The sequence below is a fragment of the Streptomyces sp. 63XJN7_1_ISO-PGPR-S23-121 genome, assembly GCF_056173025.1.
On sequence record NZ_CM149653.1, the window covers coordinates 948,407 to 960,566 of the forward strand.

Here is a 12,160-nt window from a genome sequence, read left to right on the forward strand (position 1 = left end):
CGGTGCCCATGAGCGACAGGCACATCAGTCAGCACTTCGAGACGCTCGCGATTCACGCGGGCAACACCGCCGATCCCCTCACCGGAGCGGTGGTTCCGCCGATCTACCAGGTGTCGACCTACAAGCAGGACGGCGTCGGCGGCCTGCGCGGCGGCTACGAGTACAGCCGCAGCGCCAACCCGACCCGGACGGCGCTGGAGGAGAACCTCGCCGCCCTGGAGGGCGGCCGCCGCGGCCTCGCGTTCGCGTCCGGACTGGCGGCCGAGGACTGCCTGTTGCGTACGCTGCTGCGCCCCGGCGACCACGTCGTCATCCCCAACGACGCCTACGGCGGCACCTTCCGGCTCTTCGCCAAGGTCGCCACCCGGTGGGGCGTGGAGTGGTCGGTGGCCGACAGCGGCGACCCCGCCGCCGTGCGGGCCGCCCTCACGCCGAAGACCAAGGCGGTGTGGGTGGAGACGCCGTCCAACCCGCTGCTCGGCATCACCGACGTCGCGGCCGTCGCGCAGGTCGCCCGGGAGGCCGGGGCCCGGCTCGTCGTCGACAACACCTTCGCCACGCCGTACCTCCAGCAGCCGCTGGCGCTCGGCGCGGACGTCGTCGTGCACTCCCTGACCAAGTACATGGGCGGCCACTCGGACGTCGTCGGCGGCGCGCTGATCGTGAACGACCAGGAGCTCGGCGAGGAGCTGGCCTTCCACCAGAACGCGATGGGCGCCGTCGCCGGCCCCTTCGACTCCTGGCTGGTGCTGCGCGGCACCAAGACGCTCGCGGTCCGCATGGACCGGCACAGCGAGAACGCCGGCCGGGTCGCCGAGATGCTCACCCGGCACCCGCGGGTGACGAGCGTGCTGTACCCGGGGCTGCCGGACCACCCCGGGCACGAGGTCGCCGCCAAGCAGATGAAGGCGTTCGGCGGCATGGTCTCCTTCCGCGTCGAGGGCGGCGAGGAGGCGGCCGTCGAGGTCTGCAACCGCGCGCAGGTGTTCACGCTGGGCGAGTCCCTGGGCGGCGTCGAGTCGCTGATCGAGCACCCCGGCCGGATGACGCACGCCTCCGCGGCCGGTTCGGCCCTCGAGGTGCCCGCCGACCTGGTGCGCCTCTCGGTCGGCATCGAGAACGCCGACGACCTGCTGGAGGACCTCCAGCAGGCGCTCGGCTAGGTCCTGTCGTCGAACTCCCGTCGTTCGCCCGGAGGGCGGGCGACGGGAGTTCGACGACAGGGCCTGGGACGCCGGGCTCACCAGCCCTCCCAGCCGGTCACCGGTGGAGTCGTCCGCGACGGCGGCTCCACCCACGGCCGGGCGGTCAGCGCCCACACCGTGAACGCCACGGCCGCGGCGCACAGCACCAGCCACATCAGCCGGCGGGCGGCGGTCCTGCGCCGCAGCATCCGGCTCCCGCGGCGCACGACGTCCGCGTACAGCTCCGGCGGTACCCGCGGCGGCGACTGCTCCATGATCCGCCGTGCGGTGGCCTCCCGTTCGAGCCGGTTCACCGCCGCCCCCCGGTGTCCCGCGCGCCCGTGCCGGTCACGGTGCCGCCGCCCTCGCCACCCGGCGGGCGGGCTCCGGCCGCGGGTGCAGCAGGGCGGCCATCGCCCGGTCGTGCACCGTCCGCACCCGTTCCACCGGCAGGGCCAGCAGCGCCGCCACCTGTTCCGCGGCGACCCCCTCGGACAGCCCGAGCACCAGCACCAGGCGCTCCTGCGGGGTCAGCCCGCCGAGGGCGCCGGCGGGGCGATGGCGGGCCGGGCCGAGGACACCGCCGTGGCGGTGCCAGGCCTCGCGGGCGAAGCGCGTGGCCAGGTGCCGGCGGGCGTGGTCGTAGGGGTCCTCGCCACGCAGCCCGTCCCAGCACGCGTACGTGTGGGCCAGGGACAGCGTCAGCAGGCGCCGCGCGCGCGGACTGCCGTCCGGCGGCTCCGCCGTGAGCAGGGTGGCGACGTGCAGCAGCCGGCCCGCCGCGCCCGCGACGAACGCCTCGAACTCCCGGGCCCGCCGGGCGTCCCGCACCGCATGCCGTTCCCGCACCGCGCCTCCCGACCGATGGGCGACACCCCGTGGCCTCCGTGAGGAGGGGGACCCCGCCGCGCACGCCGAGGGCCCGGTCTCATATCAGGCCAGGGCCGGCCCGGCGGTCAAGAGTGCGGCGCCCTCGGGCCGGGAAAGCCGGGTAGAGCCCGGGGGAGCCCCCGGGGATCCCGGCGAGCCGGGACGGGCGGCTCAGGAGGCCGGCGACGACTCCTGGCCCCCGGCGCTCTGCGGCGACGTACGGGCGGACAGGGCGGTGTTGAAACGGGTGAGGAGCGTGCAGAACGCCTCGCGCTCCCCCGGCGCCCAGTCGTGGGTCAGCTCGGCCATCAGCTGACGCCGCGAGGTCCGCACCTCATCCAGCCGCGCGACGCCGCGCGGGGAGAGCTGGAGCACCACCGCGCGTCCGTCCTCGGGGTGCGAGGTCCGCTTGACGAGTCCGTTGTCGACGAGCGGGGCCACCTGCCGGGTGACCGTCGAGGAGTCGATCCCCATGCTCGCGGCGAGGGCCTTGACCCCCATCGGGCCCTCTTTGTCGAGGCGGTTGAGGAGCAGGTAGGCGGCGCGGTCCATCGAATTGCGGATCTGCCCGACCCCGCCGAGCCGGGTCTGTTCCGCGCGGCGGGCGAAGAGCGCCACCTCGTGCTGGAGCGTCTCGAGAAGACCGGTGTCACCGGCGGTCGTCATGTCCATCGACATTTCAGGTGTTGTGGGCATGGCCGGGGGCTCACTTCGTGGAGGGCTGCTAATTGGGGGACAGGGTACGCGGCCGGGTGGCGAGACGTACCGGCGCTGCGCAAAGCGGGTCTCGGAGGTTGGTCACAACGGTCGCGCCGGCCGGCGAACTGCGATGCTGGGGGCATGAGCTACCGCACGGCCGCCGCTGTCCGCTCCGTCACCCTCGACGACGTGCGCGGAGCCCAGAAGATGCTCTCGGGCGTGGCGCGGGTGACGGCGATGGAGGGCAGCCGGTACCTGTCGCAGCTGGTCGGGGCGCCGGTGCACCTCAAGTGCGAGAACCTCCAGCGGACGGGTTCGTTCAAGCTGCGCGGCGCCTACGTCAGGATCGCCGGGCTGCTGCCCGAGGAGCGGGCCGCCGGAGTCGTCGCGGCCAGCGCGGGCAACCACGCGCAGGGCGTCGCCCTGGCGTCGGCGCTGCTCGGCGTGCGGTCGACGGTGTTCATGCCCAAGGGCGCCCCGCTGCCGAAGATCAGCGCCACCCGCGACTACGGCGCCGAGGTGCGCCTGCACGGGCAGGTGGTCGACGAGACGCTGGCCGCCGCCCAGGAGTACGCGGAGCGCACCGGCGCGGTGTTCATCCACCCCTTCGACCACCCCGACGTCATCGCGGGTCAGGGGACGGTCGGGCTGGAGATCCTGGAGCAGTGCCCCGAGGTGCGGACCGTGGTGGTCGGCATCGGCGGGGGCGGGCTGGTGGCCGGGACGGCGGTCGCGGTGAAGGGGATCCGGCCGGACGTGCGGATCGTGGGCGTGCAGGCGGAGGGCGCGGCGGCGTATCCGCCGTCGCTGGCCGCGGGGCGGCCGGTGGCCGTCGAGAACCCGGTGACGATGGCCGACGGCATCAAGGTGGGGCGGCCAGGTGACGTGCCGTTCGGGATCGTCGGCGACCTGGTGGACGAGGTCCGCACGGTCTCCGAGGACGAGCTGTCGGCCGCGCTGCTGCTGTGCCTGGAGCGGGCCAAGCTGGTCGTGGAGCCGGCCGGGGCGAGCCCGGTGGCGGCCCTGATGAGCGACCCCGGTGCCTTCGAGGGGCCGGTGGTGGCGGTGCTGTCCGGGGGCAACGTGGACCCGGTGCTGATGCAGGGCGTGCTGCGGCACGGCATGGCCGCGCAGGGCCGCTACCTGGCGGTCCGGCTGCGGCTGACGGACCGGCCGGGTGCCCTCGCGACGCTTCTCGGGGTGCTGTCGGCGGCGGACGCCAACGTGCTGGACGTGAGCCACGTCCGGACCGACCCGCGGCTCGGGCTGACGGAGGCGGAGGTCGAGCTGCACCTGGAGACCAAGGGTCCCGAGCACTGCGCCGAGGTCGGCCGGGCGCTCCGGGACGCGGGTTACCCGGTCATCGGCTGACCGGCGGCCGGCTCGCTTTCCGGCCGCCCCCCGGTCACTCGTTCGGGGAATCCCGTGGTGCGACGCGATACATCGCGTTAGTGTGTGTCCGTGTCGCTCGACCACGCCTGCCGAGGAATCGGAAACCGGCGGAGAGCGAGCGGAAGAAGCAGAAGAACAAGCAGAAGAAATCGCACGATCCTAGGCTTTCCGAAGAATCCCCGACGACGTGGAGACTCATATGCCAGGCGCCATCCATGCCGAAGGCCTGGTGAAGACCTTCGGTGACGTAAAGGCTCTGGACGGCGTCGACCTCGAGGTCCCCGAGGGCACGGTCCTGGGCCTGCTCGGGCCGAACGGCGCGGGCAAGACCACCACCGTCCGCTGCCTGACCACCCTGCTGCGGCCCGACAGCGGCAAGGCCGTGGTCGCCGGCCTCGACGTGCTCAGGCAGCCCGACGCGGTACGCCGCTCGATCGGCCTCTCCGGCCAGTTCGCCGCGGTCGACGAATACCTGACCGGCCGGGAGAACCTGCAGATGGTCGGTCAGCTCTACCAGATGCGGTCCAGGGAGGCGAAGCGCCGGGCGACCGAGCTGCTGGAGCAGTTCCACCTCGCGGACGCCGCCGACCGGCCCACGAAGACCTACTCGGGAGGCATGCGCCGCCGCCTCGACCTCGCGGCGGCCCTGGTCGTCTCGCCGCCCGTGATGTTCATGGACGAGCCGACGACGGGCCTGGACCCGCGCAACCGCCAGCAGCTCTGGGACGTCATCAAGCAGCTCGTCTCCGGCGGCACCACCCTGCTGCTGACCACCCAGTACCTGGAGGAGGCCGACCACCTCGCGCACGAGATCGCGGTGGTCGACCGCGGCCGGGTCATCGCCAAGGGCACCTCCGACCAGCTCAAGGCCCGCACCGGCGGCGAGCGCGTCGAACTGGTCGTGCACGAGCGCGAGCACATCCCGGTCGCGTCGGAGGTGCTGCGCGGCTTCGGCAAGGGCGACACCACGGTCGAGGAACACATGCGCAAGCTCACCGTCCCCGTGACCGGCGGCGCCAAGCTGCTCGCCGAGGTCATCCGAGAACTCGACTCCCGCGGCATCGAGATCGACGACATCGGCCTGCGCCGCCCCACCCTCGACGACGTCTTCCTCTCCCTCACCGGCCACGCGGCCGAAGCGGACGACGAGACGGACGACCCGGCGGAGGGGGCCGGTCGCCGGCCGGAGGACACCGGTCACCCGCAGGAGAAGGAGGTCACCAAGTGAGCATGATGGCCGACTCCCTGGTCATTGCCCGCAGAAACCTGATCCGGATGACCCGGATCCCCGAGATGGTCCTGTTCGGGGTCATCCAGCCGGTGATGTTCGTGATCCTCTTCACGTACGTCTTCGGCGGTTCGATGCAGATCGGGAACACCACCGACCCGGATGTCTACAAGGACTTCCTGATGGCGGGCATCTTCGCGCAGACCGTCACCTTCGCCACCGCCGGCTCGGCCGCGGGCATCGCCGACGACATGCAGAAGGGGCTGGTCGACCGCTTCCGCTCCCTGCCGATGGCCCGCGGCGCGGTGCTGACCGGCCGCACGGTCGCCGACCTGGTGCAGACGGCGATCACGCTGCTCGTCCTCGCGATCGTCGCGCTGATCGTGGGGTGGCGCACCGGATCCGCGGCGCCGACCAGTGCCGGGGAGATCCTGGCCGGCTTCGGCCTGCTGCTTCTCCTCGGATACGCCTTCACCTGGATCGGAGCGCTGATCGGCCTGTCCGTGCGGACTCCCGAGGCGGCGACCTCCGGAGGGATCATCTGGCTGTTCCCCGTGACGTTCGTGTCGAACGCCTTCGTGGACTCCGGTCAGATGACCCCCTGGCTGCGGCACATCGCCGAATGGAACCCGTTCAGCGCCACGGTGCAGGCCTGCCGGGAGCTGTTCGGCAATCCGGGCGTCGTGCAGTCCGACGCCTGGCCCATGCAGCATCCCGTCTGGGCCTCGGTCATCTGGTCGGTCCTGATCGTCGCGGTCTTCCGGTCGCTGGCGGTGCGCAAGTACCGCTCGGCCGACGGCTGACCCCCCGGGACGACGCGGCCCCCGGCGTCACGAGGACGCCGGGGGCTCGTCAGGACGGGGGCGGCGGGCCGGAGGCACCGGCCTGCCGCCGGGGTCAGCCGTTGTAGGGCTCGGCCTTGAGGATCTTCACGGAGGCCGACTTGCCGTTGGGCAGTTCGTACTCCGCGTCCTCGCCGACCTTGTGGCCGTTGACGCCGGAGCCCAGGGGGGACTGCGGCGAATAGGTCTCGATGTCCGAGCTCGCGTACTCGCGCGAGGCGAGCAGGAAGGTCAGCGTGTCGTCCTCGTCGCCGTCGAAGGCGATCGTGACGACCATGCCGGGGGCCACCACGCCGTCCGCGGCGGGGGCCTCGCCCACCTTGGCGCTCTCGAGGAGCTGGGTCAGCTGGCGCACGCGGAGCTCCTGCTTGCCCTGCTCCTCCTTGGCCGCGTGGTACCCGCCGTTCTCGCGCAGGTCCCCCTCCTCGCGCGCCGCGGCGATCTTGGCAGAGATCTCGGTGCGCGCGGGACCAGTAAGGTACGCAAGCTCCTCCTTGAGCTTGTTGTACGCCTCCTGGGTCAGCCAGGTGACGTTCTCGCTGGTCTGGGTCACAGGTGCTCCTCGTCGGTACTGGGAAATACAAAGAACCGCCCTACCCAGAAGGATGTTCCTCCACGGAAGGGCGAAACCACGAGCCTAACAATTCAGCGGGCAAAGGGGGAGGACATAAGCCACCAGATTCCCGTCGGCGCAGGTCAGCGCGGAGGGAATCCCGGCGGGGTCACTCCGCGTGGCAGCCGAGGAGCTCGGCCGACGTACCGCGGGCCTTCGTACGCAGCGTGACGACCTCGTCGATGCGCGTGGCGTCCCCGTCGAAGCGGAAGTCGGCCCGGCCGACCTCGTCGCCGTTCTCCGCCTGCGAGCGCAGCGTGCAGTAACCCGCGGCCCCGGCGTCCTTGCGGACCTCGAGGTGCACCTGTACGGCCTTGTCGGTGATGTCGAAGCTGATCACCTCGGCGCTGATCTTGTTCTGGCCGACGTAGTGGTAGCCGAACCAGCCGATCACCACGAGCAGCACGCCGCCGAGCACGGCGCCGACGATCCTGAGGGTGCGGTCGGACCGTTCGTCCGAGGAGCGGCCGTATCGGCCCTCGGGCGCTTTCGTGGTCGCCGTGCTCATGATCGTCCTCTCGGCAGGAGCGGGAGAATGTGGTCCCGAAAGGGGCCCCGGACCGCGTTGTTCCCGGGCCACGGAATTATTCGCCCCCCGATTCGGTCACTATAGAAGCCTTCCACCCGCCACCCGACCGCCGCCCCTGAACGACGACGCCCCCACGGGGCGGCACTCATTGGATCGCGCCACCGCACATCGGGCGCCGACTGACCGAGGAACGAGTCTTGACTGACCAGCTGCGACTGATGGCCGTCCACGCCCACCCCGACGACGAGTCGAGCAAGGGCGCGGCCACCATGGCGAAGTACGTGTCCGAAGGGGTGGACGTGCTGGTGGTGACCTGCACGGGCGGAGAGCGCGGCTCCATCCTCAACCCCAAGCTGCAGGGCGATCCGTACATCGAGGAGAACATCCACGAGGTGCGCAAGAAGGAGATGGACCGGGCGCGGGAGATCCTGGGCGTCAAGCAGGAGTGGCTCGGCTTCGTCGACTCCGGCCTGCCCGAGGGCGACCCGCTGCCGCCGCTGCCGGAGGGCTGCTTCGCCCTGGAGGACGTCGACAAGGCGGCCGGCGAGCTGGTGCGGAAGATCCGCTCCTTCCGCCCCCAGGTGATCACCACCTACGACGAGAACGGCGGCTACCCGCACCCCGACCACATCATGACCCACAAGATCACGATGGTGGCCTTCGAGGGCGCGGCCGACACCGAGAAGTACCCGGAGAGCGAGTACGGGACGGCGTACCGGCCGCTGAAGGTGTACTACAACCAGGGCTTCAACCGCCCCCGCACCGAGGCGCTGCACAACGCGCTGCTGGAGCGCGGCCTGGAATCGCCGTACGGGGACTGGCTCAAGCGCTGGTCGGAGTTCGAGCGCAAGGAGCGCACGCTCACCACGCACGTGCCCTGCGCCGACTTCTTCGAGATCCGCGACCGGGCGCTGATCGCCCACGCCACGCAGATCGACCCGGACGGCGGCTGGTTCCGGGTGCCGATGGAGATCCAGAAGGAGGTCTGGCCCACCGAGGAGTACGAGCTCGCGAAGTCCCTCGTGGACACTTCCCTCCCCGAGGACGACCTCTTCGCGGGCATCCGGGACAATGCCTGACATGAGCGCAAGCGCAAGCCTGGCAATGACGCACCTCGTCACTCTCGCCGAGATCGACGAGGACAAGGTCACCCCCGGCGTCCTCGGCTTCATCGTCTTCGCGGTGATGGCCCTGGCGGTGTGGGGTCTGATGAAGTCCATGAACCGGCACATGGGCAGGGTCGACTTCAAGGAGTCCCAGGACCCGGAAGCCGATGCCTCCGGCGGGACGGGCACGTCCTCCGGCCGGGCCGAGCCGCAGCAGGGCTGACCCCGGACACGGACCGGCCCCGCGCCTCCGCGCGCCGGGCCGGGCGGCAGCCCTGCCGCCCCGGCCCGGTGACCTGCGGGGGCCGCTGCCCCACGGGTCAGCTGCCCGCGGTCACCGCCACGCCCATCACCTCGCGCGCGTGCCGGTCCGGGACCATGCCGAGGCCCCAGGCCTGCCAGCCCGCCTCCAGCCGCACCCCCCGCTCCAGCAGCAGCTGGTACGCCTCCATGTAGTCGTCCAGCTTCGAGTCGCGTGCCGGGTGCCGGGCGCGGGACAGCTGCGCCAGCTCCTCCTGCGCCACCGCCGTACCGACCTCCACCCCGCCGGGGGCGGCGTACGGCAGCAGCGTGCAGCGCAGGAAGCGGGCCCAGTCCTCCCCGCGCCGGTCGCCGTACGCCGCGAACAGCGCCGCCGCCTCGTCGCACAGGGCCAGCGCCTGCGGCGTACGGGCGTTGCCGGCGTCCACGACGGCCAGCTCCAGGCACGTCCACGCCTCCCCGTGGCCGACCCCGATGCGCTGGAAGTCGGCGCGCGCGTCGACCAGGAGCTGCCGGGCGAAGCCGGAGTTGCGCAGCGAGCCGGTCTGGGCGGCCCGCTGGTCGCGGGTCACCCGCGCCGAATGGTGCCGGGCGCAGGCCAGGCCGTACACGTCCCGCATCCGCGAGAACATCGTGCGGGAGCGCTCCAGCTCACGGACCGCCCGGTCGAGGGCGCCCGTCTCCTCGAGGGCCTGCCCCAGGTAGTAGACGCTCCACGCCTCGCCGCGCGCGTCCTCGTTCTCGCGGTGGCGGGCCGCCGCCCGCCTCAGCTCCTCGGCCGCCTCCGAGGCGTCGCCGTCCATCAGCCGGGTCCGCGCGAGCTGGGTCAGCGCCCAGGCCTCGCCGCGGGCGTCCTGGGTGCGGCCGTACAGCTCCAGGGCCGCCCGCAGCTCCGACTCCGCCCGCACCGGATCGCCCATCCGCAGCCGCAGCTGGCCGAGCTGGAAGTGGGCCCACGCCTGGCCGTGCACCGACTCGCCCGCACGGTGCAGCACCAGCGACTCGGTGAGCAGGTCCATGGCCTCCGCCAGCCGCGCCCGGTCCCGCTGCACGGCCGCCAGCGCGTGCAGGGTCCACGCCCGGTCCGTGGCCAGCTCCGGTGAGGCCTGGAGGTCCAGCGCCTCCCGCAGCTTCGCAGCCGCCTCGGTCAGACTGCCCTGGTGGTGCAGCGTGATCCCGAGCGAGCACAGGGCGCGCGCCGCCCCCGCGTCGTGGTGGGCCTCCAGGTACAGGTCGACGACCGAGGTGAGCGTGGTCCGCGCCTTGTCCAGCTCGCCGAGCTGCCGGGCCGCGATACCGGTGCGCCACTGCACGGAGCGCACCAGCAGCCCCTGGTCCACGGACTGCGCCAGCTCGCTGATCTCGCCCAGCCGGTACAGGTCGCCGCGCAGCAGGCAGTAGTCGCACAGCGCGCCCAGCAGGTTCAGCACCGTGCCCTGGTCGACGCCCTCCGCGTGCCGCAGGGCCGCCGTGATGAAGCTCGACTCGTCGTCCAGCCAGCGCAGCGCCTCGTCCAGGGACGTGAAGCCGTGCTGCCCGAACCGGTCCGAGCGGGTCGACATGTTGCCGTCCACCAGGCGCAGCACCGAGTCGGCCAGCTCGGCGTAGTTGGCGATCAGCCGTTCCTGAGCGGCCGCGATCTCCGCCGGCTCCTCCTCGTCGCGCAGGCGGGCCCCGGCGAAGGCCCGCACCACGTCGTGCAGCCGGTAGCGGCTGCCCCGGACGTGGTCGAGCAGCCCCGCGTCCGACAGGGCCGCCAGCTGCCGCGCCGCCTCCGTCTCGTCGGTGGCCAGCAGCGCGGCGGCAGCGGCGGTACCCAGCGAGGTCCGCCCGGCCAGCGCCAGCCGCCGCAGCAGCCGCCGGGCCGGCTCCCGCTGGTCGGTGTAGCGCAGCCACAGGGCCCGCTCGACCGGCTCGACCGGGCCGTACGCGCCCAGGTCGGCGGCCAGCCGGCGCAGCGAGCGCGGGCCCAGCGACGAGCCCGCGACGCGCAGCGCCAGCGGCAGCCCGCCGCACAGCTGCCGGATCCGCTCGGCGGACTCGGCGTCGTACGGCCCCGAAGCGTCCTCGGCGGCGGCGCCGAGCAGCTCCTCCGCGCCGGCCGCGTCCAGCGGTTCCACCGGCAGGTCGAACACCCGCGCGGGCAGGTCCGGCGGCAGCGTCAGCGCCTCGCGCGCGGTGACCAGCACCAGGCTGTCCGACCGCTCGGGCACCAGCGCGCGCACCTGCTCGGGGTCCGAGGCGTCGTCCAGGACGACGGTGACCGGCACGCCCGCCAGATGCTGGTGGTACAGCTCGCTCAGCCGCTTGACCTGCTGGTCGGCCGAGGACCGTTCCCGGAAGAGCAGTTGCTCGCGTGGCGCCCCGAGCCGGTTCAGCAGATGCAGCAGGGCGTCCCGGGTGGTCACCGGCGACTCGCCCCCCGGCGAGGTGCCGTCCCCGCGCAGGTCGACCACGCACGCCCCGCGGAAATGGTCCCGCAGCTCGTGCGCGGCCCGCACCGCGAGCGTCGTACGGCCGCTGCCGGGCGCCCCGTGCAGCACCACGACCGTCGGCATCGTCTCCGTGCCGGCGCGGGCCGCCCGTACCCACTGCCGCAGCCGCGCCATCTCCTCCCGCCGCCCGGCGAACGCGCCCTCGGGCCGCGGCAGCTGGGCGAACGACTGCTCCAGCACACTGCGTCCCCGGGCCGCCGCGCTCTTGTCGGCGCCCCGCAGCTTCGGCCCCGCCTTCTTCGGGCCGGTGGACGCGGAGGTCACCCGCTGCTGGTCCAGGAAGGGCCGGATGCCGCGCACCTCCAGCGCGGTGAGCCACTGGAGCCGGAGCTGCTCGGGTCCGCCCGGCTGGCTCACCGCACCAGCGCGGTGATGGGCGGCCGGCACATGGGACCCGGCCACCTTGACCACGGTCGCCGCCGCGCCGACGACGCCCACGGTCACGCCCGCGCCGACCGCGGTGCCCGTGCCGGTGCCGAGCGCCACGTCGGCGACGACCGCGGCGACCGCCGCCACGGCGGCCACCAGCAGCGGAGTGCCGCCGCCGTCCCGGGCGTAGCGCTGCCGGAAGGTGAGCTGCCCGGCCGATGCCTCGTCCAGGGCGCGGGTGTAGGCCCCGTACTCCTCGGCGGCCTTCTCCGCCATCGCGTCCAGGGCCCCGCGGGCCCGCGACAGCAGCACGTTCCCGTCGGTGCGCCCGCCCGAGCGCCGCACCTCCTCCTCCACGGCCCGCGTCAGCAGCCGCTCGGCCTCCACCCGATGACCGTCCCGCATCCCGTCCCCCTCCGGCGGCAATGGCGTCCCGCTGGTGTGTCCCGCTGGTGTCCCCAGGCATCGCCGGGACCCTCCCGGCCCGCCCCCGGGTCCTTCCCCGGTTGCCCGCCGGTCAAATGTGCCGCGGTGCGGGGATGCCGGGGAGGGACCGGCCGGGCGCGGCGGTG

12 protein-coding genes are annotated in these 12,160 nt (G+C 73.0%); 6 read left to right on the forward strand and 6 right to left on the reverse strand.

Annotated features, from left to right (window positions below):
* Positions 1–8: 8 nt before the first annotated feature.
* Complete coding sequence (locus tag AC0VYN_RS04485; protein WP_475534869.1) at positions 9–1,163, forward strand: cystathionine gamma-synthase; 1,155 nt, start codon at positions 9–11, stop codon at positions 1,161–1,163.
* A gap of 77 nt (positions 1,164–1,240) precedes the next feature.
* Here AC0VYN_RS04485 and AC0VYN_RS04490 read toward each other — a convergent pair whose 3' ends face one another.
* The 3 genes from AC0VYN_RS04490 to AC0VYN_RS04500 all read right to left on the reverse strand — a co-directional run bounded on the left by AC0VYN_RS04490 (position 1,241) and on the right by AC0VYN_RS04500 (position 2,732).
* The gene (locus tag AC0VYN_RS04490) at positions 1,241–1,498 is read right to left on the reverse strand and encodes a hypothetical protein (RefSeq protein WP_385469652.1); all 258 of its coding nucleotides are present in this window, start codon (positions 1,496–1,498) and stop codon (positions 1,241–1,243) included.
* Positions 1,499–1,532: 34 nt separating this feature from the next.
* Complete coding sequence (locus tag AC0VYN_RS04495; protein ID WP_475534870.1) at positions 1,533–2,033, reverse strand: sigma factor-like helix-turn-helix DNA-binding protein; 501 nt, start codon at positions 2,031–2,033, stop codon at positions 1,533–1,535.
* A 192-nt stretch (positions 2,034–2,225) separates the two neighbouring features.
* The gene (locus tag AC0VYN_RS04500; RefSeq protein ID WP_475534871.1) at positions 2,226–2,732 is read right to left on the reverse strand and encodes a MarR family winged helix-turn-helix transcriptional regulator; all 507 of its coding nucleotides are present in this window, start codon (positions 2,730–2,732) and stop codon (positions 2,226–2,228) included.
* A 162-nt stretch (positions 2,733–2,894) separates the two neighbouring features.
* Between AC0VYN_RS04500 and ilvA the strand changes: the two genes are divergently transcribed.
* The 3 genes from ilvA to AC0VYN_RS04515 all read left to right on the forward strand — a co-directional run bounded on the left by ilvA (position 2,895) and on the right by AC0VYN_RS04515 (position 6,176).
* A complete protein-coding gene (gene ilvA, locus AC0VYN_RS04505; protein ID WP_475534872.1) occupies positions 2,895–4,124 on the forward strand; it encodes a threonine ammonia-lyase in 1,230 nt (409 codons plus the stop codon).
* 220 nt (positions 4,125–4,344) lie between these two features.
* Positions 4,345–5,373, forward strand: coding sequence for an ATP-binding cassette domain-containing protein (locus tag AC0VYN_RS04510; protein WP_475534873.1), 1,029 nt, complete (start codon positions 4,345–4,347; stop codon positions 5,371–5,373).
* Positions 5,374–5,378: 5 nt separating this feature from the next.
* The gene (locus AC0VYN_RS04515) at positions 5,379–6,176 is read left to right on the forward strand and encodes an ABC transporter permease (RefSeq protein ID WP_385469669.1); all 798 of its coding nucleotides are present in this window, start codon (positions 5,379–5,381) and stop codon (positions 6,174–6,176) included.
* A 94-nt stretch (positions 6,177–6,270) separates the two neighbouring features.
* On the opposite strand, the gene greA is transcribed toward AC0VYN_RS04515, so the two are convergent.
* On the reverse strand, positions 6,271–6,768 hold the full coding sequence (gene greA / locus AC0VYN_RS04520) for a transcription elongation factor GreA (protein ID WP_161167970.1): 498 nt from the start codon (positions 6,766–6,768) through the stop codon (positions 6,271–6,273).
* A 169-nt stretch (positions 6,769–6,937) separates the two neighbouring features.
* Entirely contained in the window at positions 6,938–7,336 is a 399-nt protein-coding gene (locus AC0VYN_RS04525) for a DUF4307 domain-containing protein (protein ID WP_475534874.1), read from the reverse strand.
* A gap of 218 nt (positions 7,337–7,554) precedes the next feature.
* Here AC0VYN_RS04525 and mca point away from each other — a divergent pair, with 218 nt between their 5' ends.
* Together mca and AC0VYN_RS04535 are read left to right on the forward strand one after the other, a co-directional pair.
* Entirely contained in the window at positions 7,555–8,436 is an 882-nt protein-coding gene (gene mca / locus AC0VYN_RS04530; protein WP_475534875.1) for a mycothiol conjugate amidase Mca, read from the forward strand.
* On the forward strand, positions 8,429–8,686 hold the full coding sequence (locus tag AC0VYN_RS04535; RefSeq protein WP_475534876.1) for a hypothetical protein: 258 nt from the start codon (positions 8,429–8,431) through the stop codon (positions 8,684–8,686). The genes mca and AC0VYN_RS04535 overlap by 8 nt, the downstream gene beginning before the upstream one ends.
* Positions 8,687–8,783: 97 nt before the next feature.
* Here the strand turns inward: AC0VYN_RS04535 and AC0VYN_RS04540 are convergent, their stop codons facing one another.
* Positions 8,784–11,993: an AAA family ATPase gene (locus AC0VYN_RS04540; protein ID WP_475534877.1), complete on the reverse strand. Its 3,210-nt coding sequence runs from the start codon at positions 11,991–11,993 to the stop codon at positions 8,784–8,786.
* Positions 11,994–12,160: the final 167 nt, after the last annotated feature.

Coding starts and splice junctions, on each gene's coding strand:
- AC0VYN_RS04485 (WP_475534869.1), top strand. CDS start 9: ATGAGCGACAGGCACATCAGTCAGCACTTCGAGACGCTCGCGATTCAC.
- AC0VYN_RS04500 (WP_475534871.1), bottom strand. CDS start 2,732: ATGTCGATGGACATGACGACCGCCGGTGACACCGGTCTTCTCGAGACG.
- ilvA (WP_475534872.1), top strand. CDS start 2,895: ATGAGCTACCGCACGGCCGCCGCTGTCCGCTCCGTCACCCTCGACGAC.
- AC0VYN_RS04510 (WP_475534873.1), top strand. CDS start 4,345: ATGCCAGGCGCCATCCATGCCGAAGGCCTGGTGAAGACCTTCGGTGAC.
- AC0VYN_RS04515 (WP_385469669.1), top strand. CDS start 5,379: ATGGCCGACTCCCTGGTCATTGCCCGCAGAAACCTGATCCGGATGACC.
- AC0VYN_RS04525 (WP_475534874.1), bottom strand. CDS start 7,336: ATGAGCACGGCGACCACGAAAGCGCCCGAGGGCCGATACGGCCGCTCC.
- AC0VYN_RS04535 (WP_475534876.1), top strand. CDS start 8,429: ATGCCTGACATGAGCGCAAGCGCAAGCCTGGCAATGACGCACCTCGTC.
- AC0VYN_RS04540 (WP_475534877.1), bottom strand. CDS start 11,993: ATGCGGGACGGTCATCGGGTGGAGGCCGAGCGGCTGCTGACGCGGGCC.